A 16,109-nucleotide genomic window follows, 5' to 3' on the forward strand; every position below is an offset into this window, starting at 1 on the left:
AGATGGTTTTTGAGCAAGTTGTCTACAATCTGTTGGAATAGCGGATTGGGTACTGGGGATTGGGGATTGGGGATTGGGATTAGGAAATTTCTTTCCTATCACCCAGTACCCAGTACCCAGTCCCCAGTCCCCATTCCCTATTTTTACCTCACCTCTGCCACGGCTTGACGTGCTGTTCGCATGGCTTGAACAAATTGCTCAAACAAGTAATCAGCATCGTGGGGGCCAGGGCTGGCTTCTGGATGATACTGTACGGAGAACACTGGTAGAGATTTGTGACGTACCCCGGCAATGGTGCGATCGTTTAAGTTTAGGTGGCTGATTTCTACAACTGTCGTAGGTAAAGAATCTGGGTCAATAGCAAAACTATGGTTTTGGCTGGTAATTTCTATTCGTTGTTGTAAACCGGCAGGCTGATTCAAACCACGATGACCAAATTTGAGTTTATATGTTTCTGCCCCTAGTGCATGACCTAAAATTTGGTGTCCCATACAAATACCAAAGATGGGTTTTTCACTTAATAGGAGAGCTTTGGCAGTCGCAATCCCTTCAGTGACAGCAGCAGGGTCGCCAGGCCCATTAGAAAGAAACACACCATCTGGATTGTATTTGAGAATTTCCTCTGGTGGTGTATCAGCAGGTACAACAATTACCCGACAACCATAACTGACTAAGCGACGTAGGATATTGCGTTTTACACCAAAGTCAAGGGCAACAACGGTAAAGGCTTCCCCAAGATTTTCCCCAGTTTCAGAGTTAAATTCCCAAGCTGGAATTGTGGGATCGGACCATTCATAAGCCGTTGAGGTGGTGACTTCACGAACCAAATTTAATCCTGCCATGTTGGGGGCTGCTAGTACCTGCTCTAGCAATTCCGCTTCATCGAGAATGGTTGTGGAAATGCCACCGTTCATCGCTCCGAACATCCGAATTTTGCGGGTGAGGGCGCGGGTATCGATGCCGTAAATCCCTGGTATTTGGTTTTGTTTGAGGTAGTCAGGTAAAGATTGTGTCGATCGCCAGTTACTCGGACGGTGACAAATATTCCGGGCGATCGCACCCCGTACTTGGGGCCCATCTGATTCTTCATCTTCAGGATTGACGCCAGTATTCCCCAATTCAGGATAGGTAAAAATCACAATCTGACCGCGGTAACTAGGGTCAGTCAGGACTTCTTGATAGCCGGTCATGCCAGTGTTGAACACCACTTCTCCGATCGCGGTTCCCGTCGCACCAAAAGACCAACCGCGATAAGTGGTTCCATCTGCTAGGACAAGTAAAGCTGGTATTGAGTCAGTCAGGGGCATAGGCGATAGATTAGGGATTGGGGAAGGTGGGGTCCCCTCTGGGGATAAGGGGTAATGGGAATTGGGAATTGGGGATTGGGTACTGGAGATTGGAAAATAGTATTTTTAATCTTATTCCCTAGTCCCCAGCGATGCACTGAGCTTGTCGAAGTGTCCCTAGCCCCCAGTCCCTAGTCCCCAATACTGCGATTGTTAATTATCCCATGAGTTGAGCAATTGGGAGTTTTTAAGATAGTTAATTAAAATTAAAAGGGAATTAAAGTAGCGGGAGTGGATTTGGCAAAGCTTGGGCAGTTAAAATTAATTATGCTTCAGTCTTTTTTATCCCGTGCAACCCTAATTTTTGTATCAAGCACTCTAGCGGTTTTGTGTGTTGCCTGTAGTGAAGACAAACTGAACACCGCTACTGGTGGCGATGAACAACCTACGCCAATTGGGGATCTAGCACCAGTCCAGCCTAGCGTTGAACCAGTAAGACCAGCAGCTAGCCCAGAAGCGCAGCCGCTAGATCCGTTTGAAAGTGAACCAAGTCTTTTTGAAATGGGACGAGACAAAGCCGTTGGCGCTTGGAGTATCAGCCAATCGGCTCAATCTCCAGATGATTGGAAATTGGTGGCGAGTCAGTACCAGGAGGCGATCGCGCTGATGCAAAAAGTGCGGCGAAAAAGCCCAGAATTTGCGATCGCTCAAACCAAAATCACGGAATATCGCCGCCAAGTTAAATATGCCCAACAGCAAGCTAATCCTCGCCCTGTTGCAGTTAGAGAACCTCAAAAAATAGTCGTTGTTGTTCCTCAAAGAGAAACCACACCAAAGTTAACTTTACCTCCACGAGAAACAAAACCGTTATCACCAGAGCCAGCTTTGCCTTCATCAGCAGTGGTGATTCCCGATGAAGCAGTATTTACAGCGCCGATAAAAAGACGAATTGGTGGTACGCCAATTGTGGAAGTTACCTTTAATGGTCAGCAACAATTTGAGATGATTGTGGATACGGGAGCAAGTGGCACTGTAATTACCCAAGAGATGGCTAATGCTTTGGGAATCGTCACAGTGGGAAAAGCCAAGGCAAATACCGCCAGTTCCAGAGCTGTAGAATTTCCTGTGGGCTATGTTAATTCGATGGCGGTTGGCGGGGTAGTAGTGAATAAAGTAGCAGTAGCGATCGCAGGTGCGGAACTAGAAACTGGACTTTTAGGACATGACTTTTTTGGTAACTACGATGTCACCATTAAGCGTAATGTGGTAGAGTTTCGTCCGCAATTGCGATCGCAAATCAATCCGCCAGAAACTCAACTAACTGCTCCAACTTCGTCCAAGCAGCCCCACTTTGTAGGATATCCTTAGCGATTTTAATACCCTCGGCGTGATCGAGAAGTGCGATCGTACCCGCTACTTGTAGCGCCAACGACGCATTCAAAGCTACTGCGTCCTGTTGCGCCTGAGTTCCCTTACCTTGGAGTACAGCCTTGAGAATCTCCGCATTTTCTTGGACATCGCCACCCCGAAGCATACCTATAGGAGCAGGCGTTAAATCCAAATCTAGGGGATTAATAGTAGTTAACTGCACTTCGCCGTTTGATAACACCGCTAAGTCAGTTTCATCTCCTAACCCAGCCTCGTCAAGTTTTTCTCGCCCGTGCAGCACAATCGCCTTTTCCTTGCCCAAATTCTGTAAAGCTTCGGCAACTGTTGCCAAAAGCTTAGGAGTAAATAAGCCCACCACTTGCCCAGTTGGACGCAAGGGATTTACTAACGGCCCGAGCAAATTAAAAATTGTTCGCACTTTCAAAGTCCGCCGTAATGACGCAACCGCCTTGAGCGCTGGATGCCAACCAGGGGCAAACAAGAAAGTGATTCCGACTTCTTGTAGTGCTGCTTGTACTTTTTCGCTAGAAGCATTCAAATTTACACCCAAGGCTTCCAATACATCTGCACTTCCTGTAAGACTTGACGCTGAACGATTGCCATGTTTGGCGACAGGTACGCCAGATGCAGCAGCAACAAAAGCAACTGCTGTGGAAATATTAAAGGTTGATGACCCATCTCCACCAGTGCCACAGGTATCTATTACAGTGCTGAGTGATGAGTGGTGAGTGCTGAGTGGGGAACATTGAGATTGTAATACTTCAGCCATACCGGTCAACTCGTCGGCAGAAATGCCTCTAAAGTTAAGCGCTGTTAAAATAGCCCCTGATAACTCTGGAGGAACCGCTTCACTGAGCCAACCCTTCATCAATTCAGCAGATTGAGTACGAGACAATGATTGTCCATCTATTAATTGTTGCAGCAGGATATACCAGCTAGCAGAGGATTCTTGAGCAGGGATTGAGGAAGTTGCCATAGCTAAGGTTTTTGTAGGTATGGGAGCCATCCTACCGAAAAATGAGAAAGTAGCAGCCAGGTTGGGAAACTAAAATCCCAACCTTTTGCTGTTCTTAGGAGTTGACATTTAAGCAATTACTTATGTATTCTATAAATAGTTAAGCTTTTGCTTAAATATATGGTTAATAGGAATGAGTAGACCTGCTGCCAGTGCCGATGTTTTTGTGGCGATCGCAGATCCCACACGCAGGGCGCTACTGGATCTGTTACGTAGTGGTGAGCAACCAGTCAAAGAACTAGCCCTGCCATTTGCTATGAGCTTGCCAGCGATTTCTCAGCACTTACAGATTCTTTGCGAAGCAGGCTTAGTACAAATGCGGAAAGCAGGGCGACAGCGTTTCTATCGGCTAAACCCGGAGCCATTGAAACAGATATCTGAATGGATTGCTCACTACGAGCAGTTTTGGCAAGAAAAACTCGATGCTCTTGGCAATTATTTGGAGGAAAATTGATGCTCCGATTGAATATGGAAGTGTTCTATCCCTATCCTCCCCAACGGGTTTGGCAGGTACTCACTAACCGCGAGGCATTGGCAGTATGGCTAATGGAAAACGACTTTGAGCCGCGTTTGGGACACAAATTCCGATTTGTGCATTCGACACTGCCAGGGTTAGAGGGAGAAATAGACTGTCAGGTAATTGAACTTGATGAACCAAGACGGCTGGCGTTCACTTGGCAAGACAGTATGATGTGCCAGCCTTCAATTGTTACCTGGACAATCCAACCCGTAGTTGGGGGTACAAAACTTCTACTCGAACATAAAGGTTTGATTCAAAAAGGCATCAAGCTCAATGAACCAATGGAACTTTCTCAACCGTGGCAAGGCAAATTTATCCATGAGTCCAAGGCAGGAATGCAAATAGTAATACCAAATCGCAGTACTGTATTTTCATCAATACCCGTTGGTAGATATGAGGCATTAGATAGTATCGTTTTTAGTTATTTTCTTAATGGTGGATGGTACTACAGTTTACATGAAAAACTACCGCAAATATTAGCTACACTCTGCACAAATTAAAGTTGCAATTCACGTATTACACGTCAATATCCACATTTAAATTCAAAGCAGACGAGTATTAGCCAAGTCAAATTAAATTGAGCTTTGGAAAAACTTAATATGAATAAACAGACTTTTGTGGATACAGAAGCTGAAACATGGTTTGAGTTTCAGCCTGTTCCAGGTACAAAATTATTGCCATTAGCTGAACCAGTGCCAAAAGGTTCAATTCATAGACTAAAAATGATTACTTGCACCTAAATATTTTATGAAAAACTATGTTTTGAATGAAATTTTTATCTTACTTGGAGATATTAAGTATGAATTCTCAGACTCAAATCAGCATCCCAATGATTATTCAACAGTCAGAAAGAGGGGAGCTAGCATTAGACATTTATTCACGCTTACTTGCAGAGCGAGTTATTTTTTTGCGAAATGAAGTTACAGACGAGACAGCTAATCTCATCGTTGCCCAAATGCTATTTCTTGATGCTGAAGATCCAGAGCAAGATATCACATTGTATATTAACAGTCCTGGAGGTTCGTTGACAGCAGGAATGGCTATTTACGATGCCATGAATCAAATTCGTTCAAAAGTATGTACTGTATGCATCGGTATTGCTGCTTCAATGGGATCATTCTTGCTTGCTGCTGGAACTAAGGGTAAAAGATATGCTCTACCAAATGCTCGAATTATGATTCATCAACCATTAGGAGGCGCTCAGGGAAAAGCATCTGATATTGAAATTGCAGCCAAAGAAATTTTGTATTTCCGCCAATTAATTAACACAATACTCGCTGCCAATACTGGTAAATCGCTAGAGCAGATTCAACTGGATTCTGAACGTGATTTTTTCATGAGTGCCGAAGAAGCAAAAGCTTACGGTTTAATTGATAATATCATTTTGAAAACATCTGCATCTATTTAATCTGCAAACAACTCTAATATCGACAAATAGTAATGGAATGGAAACCAAAAAATGAAAATACTCATCATTGGTGGTACAAATTTTATTGGCCCTCCTGTAGTCCGTCAACTCATTGCAATGGGTCATGAAGTGAGCGTATTTCATCGGGGAAAAACTACAACTAACTTCCCGTCAGATGTACATGAAATTTTGGGCGAGCGCTCCCATCTTTTGGAGATGAAAAGCAAGTTTAAGCAGCTTTCGCCTCAAGTCGTGGTAAATATGATTGCCTATAACGAACAAGATGCACTAACTCTAACTAAGACATTTGAGGGTATTGCCCAGCGTGTTGTTGCAATCAGCAGTATGGATGTGTATCGTGCATACGATGTCCTTTGGGGTAAGGAATCTGATGTTGTGCCTGTACCACTTACCGAAGATTCACCCCTGCGCCAACAGCTTTATCCATACCGAGAAATGCCCTCTAGACCGATCGCTGTGCCAATTGATTATGAAAAGATTCTGGTAGAGCGGGTGGTGATGTCATCCAACTTACGTGGAACGATTATACGCCTGCCAATGGTATATGGTTCCAGAGATGTCCTGTATCGCCTGTATTCCTATCTTCAGCGAATGGATGATAACCGTCCCGCGATTGTTTTAGAAGACAGTACCGCTCGATGGCGTGGCTCTTACGGCTATGTAGAAAATGTAGCGTATGCGATCGCACTAGCAGCAACAAACGAACGCGCAACTAATCGCATTTATCATGTCGCTGATGTCGAAGCACTTACGGAAGCTCAACGCATCACCAAAATCGGGAAAATAGTAGGATGGCAGGGTAAAGTGATTATTGTACCCAAAAGCGAGTTTCCATCAGAGTGGAAGTTGCCTGTTAATACAGAGCAAAATTGGTTTGTAGACTTAACTCGTATCCGTCAAGAGTTGGGATACAAAGAAATTGTGCCGTTAGATGAAGCATTGCAGCGAACTATTGATTGGCAACGGACTCATTCACCTCAAGAACCGCAGCAGTTTGCAGTACCGTGGTTACTGGACTATGCAATAGAAGATGCGATTTTGTCTAAATTTCGTTGAACTTCATAGTTAGTAATGAATAGCTCTTTTCCTTTAGCTGCACCACTTCGTTTATAGTTATTCATGCCGTACTGTAATTCCCACTCTGAAATATTAGCCCATTGAAAATTTTCTATAATTTGCCTTGAGTTGTCGTAGGTAATTAGCCAGCGATGATCGCATTGTTGCAAAAGTTCAGCAAATCTCTGATGTTCAAAATAAGTGTGCAAGTCACCATCTTTACCATATAGTTTTGATTTTGTAGCACTAAAATATGGTGGATCTAAAAATAAAAATATATCTTCTCCTTCTTTTTTTAATAAGTGGCTGTAATCTAAATTAGTAATTTGGACGTTTTTTGATAAAAGATTTTCTAACTTTTCGACTCGTTCTATTGAAGAATCAGTAAATCTTTTATGAAAAGCTTCTTGAGAAAAACCACCTGATTCTACAGTTCCAGAAAAAGTAATTCTATTAAGGACAAAAAAGCGGACTGCTCTTTCTAAATCAGATAATTTATTGACATCTACACTGGTCAATTCTAAAAACAATAATTTGCCATCTGTATACCTTACTTTTATATGTCGAATTTCTTTAACTAACTGAGCTATATCAGATTGAGCAAACTTCCAAAATAAGAAGAGTTCGCGGTTTAAATCATTAATCCAAATTTTGATACCAGGAAACTTTTGTCTTAAATAAATAAATACAGAACCACCACCTACAAAAGGTTCTCGAAATTCCAAAAAGCTTTCTGGTAAATATTCAACTATTTGATTTATTGCTTTTGACTTACCGCCAGGATAACGGAGTGGGCTTTTAATCATAATTAGAAATCGTCATACCTGGGGTAATAACAAACGTCGAAAGCCTTCCTGCTCAAAATGGCGGTCGGTGGTTAATGCCTCGGTGACACCACGCTGACGCATCAACACAAAGCTAACAGCATCACATAAAGAATAGGTCTTGTCTTGCCGCGCCATTAGAAGTTTAACTGCTTCTCGATGTAAAAACTCATTTATCCACACCGTCTCTATATCTGGATTTTCTAACAAATCAATAATAAAATTTAGTGCTGTTATACGTGGAAAGCGACGAACCTGAGCTAGAGCAATAAACTCTGCTAAAACATAGTTATGAGTTAAACTTCCACCAACAGTATCCAGAAACTCAACTGCTTTTTGATGTTCTGGTTCACCATTATGGACATAGCAAAGTAGCCCAGATGTATCAAGTAGAAGCACTCAATTTGTTTCCTCAGAAGTATCACTGTATGCTTTGGCTAAATCAGCATCAATGCTTTCGTTGTCTGCTCCTGTAGCGTAACCAAGGTTAATGCTTCCAGCATGACTTCGGAAACGTTGACGAGCGACTTCTTTCTCTGTTTCAACTTGAGCTTGCGACTTTTCACGTCTTGGAGAACCATACTGCTGTTCTATGGAAGTAGATATCAATTCTGCAAGAGATACGCCTGCAACCTCGGCTTGCTGCTGCAATGTTGCGTAGACTTCATCACTTAATTCCACGCTTAAAACCCGACTCACCGCATTACACCTCAGCTACTATATGTAATTATATTATGAATGTCATACTAGCTTAGTTTATTAACAACGCATAACCTTTTAATTCTAACCATCATCGGTATATTGATAAAAAACTACGCACACTTAATATAAGTTAACTAAATAAATTTAATTTTTGAGCTAATTAAATGTTGCATTTTCGTAAAAACCTGTTACATTACTTTACAGGCAGTGATAACTGTTACAACATAAAAGCTCGGAGTATTATTTATGGCAGACGTTAAGAAGACTGCGCCTTCGGTTTCAGAAGATCCTAATGCTTTGCGCTGGGGCTTCACTCCTCAGAGCGAAAATTGGAACGGTCGTTTTGCAATGATTGGCTTTTTATCTGCTGTTGCGCTTGAAGTGTTTTCTGGTCAAGGAATCTTACATTTCTGGGGCATCCTTTAGATTTAAACGTTTTTAGCTTCATTAGATTATGAGGCAAGGCGGGGATTAGTAAAATTGTCTGCCTTGCCTCGTAATCTCAAGAATTAGAAAAGTTGCTAGCAGCTAGCGTGATGAGCGAAATATTACACGACCGGGGAATTCTTCTTGATTGATTCGCGCATAAACTCGAAGACAAGTTAAGACTTCGCCAGGAATACCACCACAGTCTAGTTGCAAGTCATCCTTGGATGAAGCACAGATATCTGCATAAAGTCCCGATAATTGGCGAATTCGCACTTCATTACCTGCATTAATAGCTTCATCAGCGACTTTCTTGAGGATGCGCCGTGATTCATGTTGTAGCTTTCCCCACCAAGAATAGCGTTCAGCTGGTGGTACGAATACTAGGGAATGTATTGCTTCGTCCATGTCAATCCAAGCACGGAGAATTGACAGGGGATCGGTATTTTTCTCAGCTTTTTGGGTGCGTTGGAAGCGATCGCTTAAAGCATCAATATATTGATCGCGCTGTTCTGGTTTGGAGTGTAAGGAAACGACATCGAAGCTAAAAACGCTCTTTAAAGCATGATGTAAATCTGGGTCTATTTCGATAAAATTCATATATAAAAATAGGAATGCTGCTGGTAAATCGGATGCATTACCTTGAGTATTTTGAGAAGTTGAAAGTGGTTGTTGATACAAGCTTAATCCCTGAGTTTGAACAGTACCACTAAGACCGAGGTAGATAATTTCATCACGGATAAAGGGAAGCTGAAATAGATTAGAATTATCTGCGATCGCACCAACTTCTTGGGCTAAATCTAAGGTACGCTGTTGCCAAGTTGCAGCCAAATCCTCTGGTATTCGCAGCAGTTTGCGTTGAATTTCATTCCATAAATCTGAGTCTGTTTGGCTTTGCAGTTGGGAATTACCCAAATAATAACTAAGTTCTGAATCAGAATTAAAAGCTTCTCGAAGGTGATTTAGTTTTAACTCATCTGGCGGATCTTCCCAACCAGTATTTTGCTGTGGCGGTGCAGGTTGTAAGAGGTTATGAAGTTCTTGCAACACATCATCACATATTTTAGATCCTGGATCTAGTGGTAATTCTGTGCGAGCCTGATTTAAACTAGCCTCTAGTCCATACAAACTAAACCGCAGTAATCGGGCTAACTCCGAGTTTTCTATCTCTAATAATTGACGCAAGTGCTGCATAAATATCACCTCCAAAGCGAATAAAACTTGGCAAACCTCTGCGCCCCTTAGCGTTTACTCCGCGCCCCTTTGCGTTTAAAAATATTAATTTTTTTCAATGCAGAGGAACGCAGAGGTTTAATGTATGCCACAAAAGGGATCGCGTTCTTTATCAACTTCATTAGGTTGCAATTCTAATTCAGCACGAAAAACACATCCTTCTTCTTTCAGGCATTCTTGATTTTGTGATGTCCAATAAGGGACTTCACCAGCGTGCATCCTTAGAATACCTCGATCGTCGAGAGTTACACGATATTGGCAAGGGTAATCTGTGGTTATATCTGGTTTGCTGAGTGCGCCAATTCTGATCCATTTTTTACTGTTGGTTTCGGCATCTGTTTGATAAACATAGAAGGTGTGCTGTCCAGTTTGTGGGAATGGAGGTAAGGGATTACTAATTAACCCAATTCCTGGTTGCGTTACACCATCGCGCAAATAGTGAAATTTGTGAAACGTTTTACTACCATCATTTCCAACTTCAAATACAAGATGATAGGCATCTGGTTGATCGACGGTTGCGGACTCAATCACATTGACGGCAATATCACCATCATTTAAGTCTTTATTGAAGCGTTCTACAGCAATATTCCAGTTTAATTTACCATCAGCAAATAGCGCTGAAGTTTCTGAAACTACCGATTCTAAATCAATACCAGAAATGTCAATCAAATAATGGGGATTTCCTTGACAAAGCAATACGTTAAATTCGAGGGTTTGGTCAATCTCAAACTGGACTTTGATTTTTTTCAGAAATTCTACTTCTGGCATTTCCAGTTGATTCATGAGGTTTTTGCCGTCAAAGCTTCCCCATAGTCGTAAATCTCCCTCTTCGTAATCTTGACGATAGATAATGTTAGTTAATTGTATGCCTTGCCAATGAGTACGAACTTTAGCAACAGTTTCCCAAGGTGCGAGTTGATAGAGTTCTTGTCCGGCTTTAAATATAGTTAGTAAATCGTTGCTTTGGGTTTTACGTTTGAAGTTGCAGGGCAAATAATAAAATAGATTTTTGACATCAATTTCTAGCTGGTTGGCCCCCTTACGCAGCAAGCTTTTAGACTCTTCTGGATCGAATCTCAATCTTCGTAGCTTTTCGGCATAGCAAGCACCGGCGGAGGTGGCTAGCTTAGTAAATTCCAACACAAAGGTAATCCGTTCTGGATTCCAGACAAAATATGGAGATTTACTAAATTCTTGGTAGATTTGGCGCTGCACTACATCTAAATTACAAGTTTTACCAGACAAAATTAACCAATCAACTTTTTGGGAATTCCAAGAATCTTTGGCAAGATCGTCGGGACGCAAACGACTTTCCATTAATCCTTTGGCAATTCCGATCGCTTCTTTAATTCCCGAAGCAGCGGCTCGTTCAAATTGCTGGTTATCTAAGGTGACGCAGATGTTATTTGGATCTTTAACTTGCAATTTAATGGCGCTTTGGGTAAGCAATTCGGAAATTTGCTGCTCAGAAAGTGTAAAGGTTAATAGAGAATTCTCTGTTGGTGGCTTTTGCCCAAGTTTAAGTTTGGCGGCTTCTGCATAATCCCAGAGAATATAAAAGGATTGCAGACGTTGAGGTGCTTGTTGCCAACGAGTCGGCAATACTTTCTCGGCTGTATCTAGAGCATCTTTGTAAGCAATATCGCCTTCTGGATTCTCTTTATCTAGACATTTTAAAAGACTGCCAGTTTTGAATTTGCTTTGTTCTAAAAAGCGCTCGTTTAACTCGGAATTAATTAAATCTTCTAGCTTTTCGTTTTCAAGATCGCCTATTGTGACTGCTGTCAATAAAAAGTCGGCGATCGCAACTTTTAATAATCTGAAAATTCGCAGTGTAATTAATTCACCGCCTAGCTGTAAATGACCAGATGAACCTAATAATTTGGGGGTAAGTTTATAGTAACGTCCTCCTAAACCCCGGTCTTCATAATCGGCAAAACTCGGAGTTTTATCTTCTAGAGTCAGTTCAATTAAAGCTAAGTCTGTGGTTCCCCCGCCAATATCCAAGACGAGGACATTTTGTGACCATTTGTTTCCTACTTGGCGACAACGGGTTTTGAATGACTCGATTCCAATGTTGAGATTACCGCCAAATTCTCGCCATAAAAAGAATATTGCTACAGAAACGGCTTCATCATAAGCAGTTTGTACATCATCGATTCCCAACTGCTCAACTAATTCCCTAACTTCCTTGCGAACAACTGGTGGGGCGACTGTTGGGTAGGTGACAACTGCTGTTAAAAAATCTCCTTCCGAAAATCTGCGTCGTGCGTGTTGGCGGTAGTCTTCAGTTAACTCGATTAAATGCGCCCAAGCAGATTGGATTAACTGGTTAGCGGTAATTGTTTCTTCTTCGCCATCCAAAATAACTGAAAACGATCGCTCCTGGCCAAAATAGCGTTTGGGTGAATGGTGAAACCTGCTGATAATTTCCTTCAAAGAACCGCTTGTACCTTGAGCAATCGCTTTTTTTCGGTTATCTCTAGCCTCCCTACCCATCCGCAGTTTTAAATCCTCTAAGTGCGAAATTTCCGACTCGCTGGGAATTTCCGTATCGCGGCGATCGATATCCAGCACAACTGGGATCAGATTTTGCGACTCTAGGGTAGGGACGCGGAACACCTCATGATAAATTTGGTAAAGTTTTTTGCTGACAGCACGGCGGAATCTCTCGCTGTTACCTAAAGAAAGTTCAATTTGGCGAATTGCTTCCAAAAATCGCTCTTTATTATCACTTTCAAATACTTCGCTTAATTGGCTGGGTTCTATCTCCAAATTTTTGCTAATTTCTATGATAAACTTCGCCCAATCATCAGTGCTGACATCCGGTAAAGCTACGGAGGCGGGAGAACTAAGCCATTGCGATAAGCGATCGCGCAACCGCATTTCTTGCTCTTTGGGTAAAATTTCTGCGATCGGTACTTCAATTGGATCGAAAAGTGTGACTGTCGAATTCGACGTACCAAAATCTAAAGCAAACCATCCCGGAAATCTTTTTTGTTGTTTCTCGCTTGGTTCGCGATCGCTATAGTTATTCAATTGAAAAGGGTTCATTATAGTATTCACTTTCTGTTGTTTATTTTATAGCTGGCTAAAAACTGTAATATTGCATTATAAAATTACAAATTCAGAGAATCCTTATGGTAAAAACTTTTAACTTTCGCTCTTGTACCACTGATTCTGTTTAGCACTGGCTTTTTTATTTAGCGCGATATCTACGCCTACGCTTTTTTATATAGAAAGGACGTAGGCGTAGCCCAATTTAGGCATTGCACGCGATCGCATCATCTCAAATCCAAATCGTCTGAGGGAGAAATAGCCGCAATTTCAGCAATAATTTGCAACCAAGTCGGAATTTGGATCTCAGATGGCAATTCCCCAGCTGCCAAATATCTTAGCAAAGTTTCTTTTTTTGAAAGGTTTTGCAGACTCGGAATAATTTGATCCAAAATACCTTCTAGTTCGGAATTAATTTGCTGATTAACTTCGCTAACATACTGCACAAGATGCAGACTGGCGCTAGCTGTAATTTCATCTCGCAGTCGCAGTACTAAAAGTTGGTGATTGCTCGATTTGGCGAAGCCTTGGCTTTTCTCTGGTGCCCAATCAAAGATTTGACCAACGTTGTGTTTATCGTCTTGACGTGCTAAGGGAAAGATAATTTCGGGTGCAACGGTTTTATCTTTGCTAGTAATTTCTGAGATGATTGCTTCTTTCCATTCGTTAGGATCGCATCCTAGTAATAATTTATAAAAGAGATCGGCATCTTCAAAACCAAATTTTTCTTCGATTTCTTGCTCCATTTCTGGATGGAAAAACGCCTGCAATTGTTCGCGTTCTGGGGCTATATGATTTGATAATTGGTTCAACAAATCTACCACGGCTTGCTGGATGCGATCGCGGGCAAAATCTTCTACTTCTTTAACGGTTTTCTCAAATACTGGATAAAAATCATCACTCTTAGTCGGAAGAGAAGTATTGACGCGGTTTCCCCGATCGAATAATTTCCCAGCTGCACCTTTAGATTCTGCCAGAGCGATCGCTCCATTATTGGCTTTGTTGAAGAGTAAAGTCCATTGATTCCAATTGAGGATTCTAAAAGTGAGTTCGTCTTTTACTACATCGCTGACAACAACACCGCGCCGATCTTTGAGTGGTTCTTTCCCGATATCTTTTTGGAAATTTCTGTAGATTTTATCTAAGCTTTCGACCACTAAGCGCAATTCGATAAAAGCGGGACTATCGCCTGTGGGGATACCTTGCTCGTGAATTTCATCTATGATATCTTTCAAGCGATCTTGTTGCTGACTCACCACATCAGCAGCTCTTTTGGTATCTTCATACAATTGTTTCAGACCATGAGTAGCTACATGAGTTTGAATCAATTCTCGCAGTTTACTAAGTCCACCATCTTGACTAAAGTAACCCAACTGTCTGCCCAAATAGCTACGGGTGTTAGATTCTATCAAATTTTTACTTAATAGCTCCCATTTCTCTTGTAGCCGTTTAGACCGATCTAAATAATCAGGATAATCTAAGTTAGCTAAAAAGTCTGGCGAACCAGCTTTGACTTTACTAGAACGTTTTGCCAATTCAGCTAATCCCAACAGTGGCGACAGTAAAACGATGCGGTCTTTTTGGGTTGTAAACGCTGCTGCACCGTCAATGGTGGTTTGCAGAACTTTGAGTTTTTGGAGAACCGTTTCCTCTTCTAAATGGCTATCTTCAATCAGATGGTCAAGTTCTCTTTCGCCACCCTCGCTATCTAGAGGTAGTTGATCGAAACGACCCACACCGACGAGAATTAAATCTTTCAGGTCTTGTCCCGGTCGCTGCTGCTGCATCATGGTGAAGATTTTATTGGCGCGATCGCTTCCAGGAGATTTACCATTTAGCAATACCAAAATTGTCTGTACTTCTGCCAATTCCCGCAATGACAAAAAGGTATCTCTAGCCCCAGAATTAGCAGCCCCCAATCCCGGAAAGTCGATGAGAATAAATTTAGCTGCGTCTGCAAAATCCCAAATTTCCCGTGAGATTTTCACATCGATATCGACGCGGCGGATCAGTGGGAAACTGTTTTGCAATAACTTTGTTGGTAGCCTCTGGGGTGGACTCGGTAATCTGATGTGCGCTGGGGGTAGATCCTCGAATTTCAGAGTTTGGATTGCCATTGGCTGCTCGACTAGCTGTAGCCCCTCGCGGGCAGCGATCGCATCAATTTGGTAGTGCCCACCACACATAACTTCCCCATAAGCTTGATAAGCCCGCAGGAATAATACCAACTCTCGGAGTAAATAACGTAGCTCTAAATTGTTACTACTATTCCACGCTTCTTCACACCAGCTAATAATATCTGTCCCAGAGTTGAGTTTCGATACTGGTATCGGAGGAAGCCCTGCTGCTGTGGTTCGTTTATTGGCTTCCCCTAGCATGAAGCGGAGACACTCGTGTACACCTTCATGGGAAAGATACTCTACCGTAAAGTTACTTAATTGCGTTGTTGCAAAATCGTCTTGCGGGATAATATGTATGGCGGTAACATTACCTGTAGTGGGGTTTTCACTGACTGGTAAAGCATCTGCATATCCAATTAGACTGCCTAAAAGTAAAGTTTTTCCACTACTGAATTCCCCCATTACACCAATTTTGACAGGCGAAGTTGCCAGGTCTACAGTTTTCTGGGCAGCCGATCGCAAACGCAGGAGACAGTCATCAAGACTAGCTGGAACCCAATCTTCTTGTTTAGAAGGGTACTGGGGCACAGAATCTATCTTTCGGAGGATGAATTCGCCGTACTCCTTAAAACGGCCCAGTTTATCTGGTTCCATAAAGTAGTTTCCGCCTAACATTAATTTCTGTGAGCTTTATAACATATAAAATGCGATTACCAGGCATTGTTACAACCAGTTGATATCACATTTAGCATTTCTCTCATTTAAGTTGCGATTTTGGGATGAAGCATTTTGCATAGTCAAGACAATTTTGAAACATTGGATTTTGTTAGGAAAAATAAAAAAGAATACATTCTTCAAAATCAAGGTTTATGAAGGAATAAAGTTGGCTTTTATACCACTAAATTATTGAAGACCGCTTAGTAAATATGTGGGTATTCAACCCTTTTATACACATGATTTAAGGAATAAGAGTTTTAGACAATTTTTATGTAAGTCCTTTATATACAAGGTTTTTGGTGCTAATCCAAGGGTATTAGAATATAATTCACTAC

The 16,109-nt window shown here is 41.8% G+C and carries 15 protein-coding genes; 7 read left to right on the forward strand and 8 right to left on the reverse strand.

The features are described 5' to 3' along the window. Positions 1-143: 143 nt before the first annotated feature. Positions 144-1,307, reverse strand: coding sequence for a glutamine-hydrolyzing carbamoyl-phosphate synthase small subunit (carA, locus tag RM368_RS14865; protein ID WP_322694756.1), 1,164 nt, complete (start codon positions 1,305-1,307; stop codon positions 144-146). Positions 1,308-1,613: 306 nt separating this feature from the next. Between carA and RM368_RS14870 the strand changes: the two genes are divergently transcribed. After that, positions 1,614-2,654 (forward strand): retropepsin-like aspartic protease family protein, encoded by a 1,041-nt coding sequence (locus RM368_RS14870; protein ID WP_322694757.1) that lies wholly within the window; start codon positions 1,614-1,616, stop codon positions 2,652-2,654. Here RM368_RS14870 and trpD read toward each other — a convergent pair. Beyond that, positions 2,584-3,651: an anthranilate phosphoribosyltransferase gene (gene trpD / locus RM368_RS14875; RefSeq protein ID WP_322694758.1), complete on the reverse strand. Its 1,068-nt coding sequence runs from the start codon at positions 3,649-3,651 to the stop codon at positions 2,584-2,586. The two genes, RM368_RS14870 and trpD, sit on opposite strands and share 71 nt — an antisense overlap. Positions 3,652-3,823: 172 nt before the next feature. Here trpD and RM368_RS14880 point away from each other — a divergent pair, with 172 nt between their 5' ends. The 5 genes from RM368_RS14880 to RM368_RS14900 all read left to right on the forward strand — a co-directional run bounded on the left by RM368_RS14880 (position 3,824) and on the right by RM368_RS14900 (position 6,695). Next, positions 3,824-4,144: a metalloregulator ArsR/SmtB family transcription factor gene (locus tag RM368_RS14880; protein WP_322694759.1), complete on the forward strand. Its 321-nt coding sequence runs from the start codon at positions 3,824-3,826 to the stop codon at positions 4,142-4,144. Further along, complete coding sequence (locus RM368_RS14885) at positions 4,144-4,710, forward strand: SRPBCC domain-containing protein (RefSeq protein WP_322694760.1); 567 nt, start codon at positions 4,144-4,146, stop codon at positions 4,708-4,710. The genes RM368_RS14880 and RM368_RS14885 overlap by 1 nt, the downstream gene beginning before the upstream one ends. Positions 4,711-4,809: 99 nt before the next feature. After that, positions 4,810-4,950: a hypothetical protein gene (locus RM368_RS14890; RefSeq protein ID WP_322694761.1), complete on the forward strand. Its 141-nt coding sequence runs from the start codon at positions 4,810-4,812 to the stop codon at positions 4,948-4,950. Between the two features lie 59 nt (positions 4,951-5,009). Next, positions 5,010-5,618, forward strand: a complete 609-nt coding sequence (gene clpP / locus RM368_RS14895; protein WP_322694762.1) for an ATP-dependent Clp endopeptidase proteolytic subunit ClpP — start codon at positions 5,010-5,012, stop codon at positions 5,616-5,618. A 51-nt stretch (positions 5,619-5,669) separates the two neighbouring features. Beyond that, positions 5,670-6,695 (forward strand): NAD-dependent epimerase/dehydratase family protein, encoded by a 1,026-nt coding sequence (locus RM368_RS14900; protein WP_322694763.1) that lies wholly within the window; start codon positions 5,670-5,672, stop codon positions 6,693-6,695. Here the strand turns inward: RM368_RS14900 and RM368_RS14905 are convergent. The 3 genes from RM368_RS14905 to RM368_RS14915 are packed head-to-tail and all read right to left on the reverse strand — an operon-like array spanning position 6,656 to position 8,218. Further along, positions 6,656-7,501 carry a DNA adenine methylase gene (locus tag RM368_RS14905; protein ID WP_322694764.1) on the reverse strand — a complete coding sequence of 282 codons (846 nt, stop codon included), beginning with the start codon at positions 7,499-7,501 and terminating at the stop codon, positions 6,656-6,658. The two genes, RM368_RS14900 and RM368_RS14905, sit on opposite strands and share 40 nt — an antisense overlap. A 12-nt stretch (positions 7,502-7,513) precedes the next feature. Beyond that, positions 7,514-7,918, reverse strand: coding sequence for a type II toxin-antitoxin system VapC family toxin (locus RM368_RS14910; RefSeq protein ID WP_322694765.1), 405 nt, complete (start codon positions 7,916-7,918; stop codon positions 7,514-7,516). Further along, positions 7,919-8,218: a hypothetical protein gene (locus RM368_RS14915; RefSeq protein WP_322694766.1), complete on the reverse strand. Its 300-nt coding sequence runs from the start codon at positions 8,216-8,218 to the stop codon at positions 7,919-7,921. 249 nt (positions 8,219-8,467) lie between these two features. On the opposite strand from RM368_RS14915, the gene RM368_RS14920 reads away from it, so the two are divergent. After that, entirely contained in the window at positions 8,468-8,647 is a 180-nt protein-coding gene (locus RM368_RS14920; RefSeq protein WP_322694767.1) for a high light inducible protein, read from the forward strand. Positions 8,648-8,749: 102 nt separating this feature from the next. On the opposite strand, the gene RM368_RS14925 is transcribed toward RM368_RS14920, so the two are convergent. The 3 genes from RM368_RS14925 to RM368_RS14935 all read right to left on the reverse strand — a co-directional run bounded on the left by RM368_RS14925 (position 8,750) and on the right by RM368_RS14935 (position 15,711). Further along, complete coding sequence (locus RM368_RS14925; protein WP_322694768.1) at positions 8,750-9,841, reverse strand: hypothetical protein; 1,092 nt, start codon at positions 9,839-9,841, stop codon at positions 8,750-8,752. Positions 9,842-9,958: 117 nt separating this feature from the next. Then, the gene (locus RM368_RS14930) at positions 9,959-12,934 is read right to left on the reverse strand and encodes a molecular chaperone (protein WP_322694769.1); all 2,976 of its coding nucleotides are present in this window, start codon (positions 12,932-12,934) and stop codon (positions 9,959-9,961) included. A gap of 230 nt (positions 12,935-13,164) precedes the next feature. Next, a complete protein-coding gene (locus RM368_RS14935) occupies positions 13,165-15,711 on the reverse strand; it encodes a proteasome protein (protein ID WP_322694770.1) in 2,547 nt (848 codons plus the stop codon). Positions 15,712-16,109: the final 398 nt, after the last annotated feature.

Origin of the sequence: Nostoc sp. DedSLP03 (assembly GCF_034530815.1) — a bacterium.
GTDB lineage: Bacteria > Cyanobacteriota > Cyanobacteriia > Cyanobacteriales > Nostocaceae > Nostoc.

Coding starts and splice junctions, on each gene's coding strand:
- carA (WP_322694756.1), bottom strand. CDS start 1,307: ATGCCCCTGACTGACTCAATACCAGCTTTACTTGTCCTAGCAGATGGA.
- RM368_RS14870 (WP_322694757.1), top strand. CDS start 1,614: ATGCTTCAGTCTTTTTTATCCCGTGCAACCCTAATTTTTGTATCAAGC.
- trpD (WP_322694758.1), bottom strand. CDS start 3,651: ATGGCAACTTCCTCAATCCCTGCTCAAGAATCCTCTGCTAGCTGGTAT.
- RM368_RS14880 (WP_322694759.1), top strand. CDS start 3,824: ATGAGTAGACCTGCTGCCAGTGCCGATGTTTTTGTGGCGATCGCAGAT.
- RM368_RS14885 (WP_322694760.1), top strand. CDS start 4,144: ATGCTCCGATTGAATATGGAAGTGTTCTATCCCTATCCTCCCCAACGG.
- RM368_RS14890 (WP_322694761.1), top strand. CDS start 4,810: ATGAATAAACAGACTTTTGTGGATACAGAAGCTGAAACATGGTTTGAG.
- clpP (WP_322694762.1), top strand. CDS start 5,010: ATGAATTCTCAGACTCAAATCAGCATCCCAATGATTATTCAACAGTCA.
- RM368_RS14900 (WP_322694763.1), top strand. CDS start 5,670: ATGAAAATACTCATCATTGGTGGTACAAATTTTATTGGCCCTCCTGTA.
- RM368_RS14905 (WP_322694764.1), bottom strand. CDS start 7,501: ATGATTAAAAGCCCACTCCGTTATCCTGGCGGTAAGTCAAAAGCAATA.
- RM368_RS14920 (WP_322694767.1), top strand. CDS start 8,468: ATGGCAGACGTTAAGAAGACTGCGCCTTCGGTTTCAGAAGATCCTAAT.
- RM368_RS14925 (WP_322694768.1), bottom strand. CDS start 9,841: ATGCAGCACTTGCGTCAATTATTAGAGATAGAAAACTCGGAGTTAGCC.
- RM368_RS14930 (WP_322694769.1), bottom strand. CDS start 12,934: ATGAACCCTTTTCAATTGAATAACTATAGCGATCGCGAACCAAGCGAG.
- RM368_RS14935 (WP_322694770.1), bottom strand. CDS start 15,711: ATGGAACCAGATAAACTGGGCCGTTTTAAGGAGTACGGCGAATTCATC.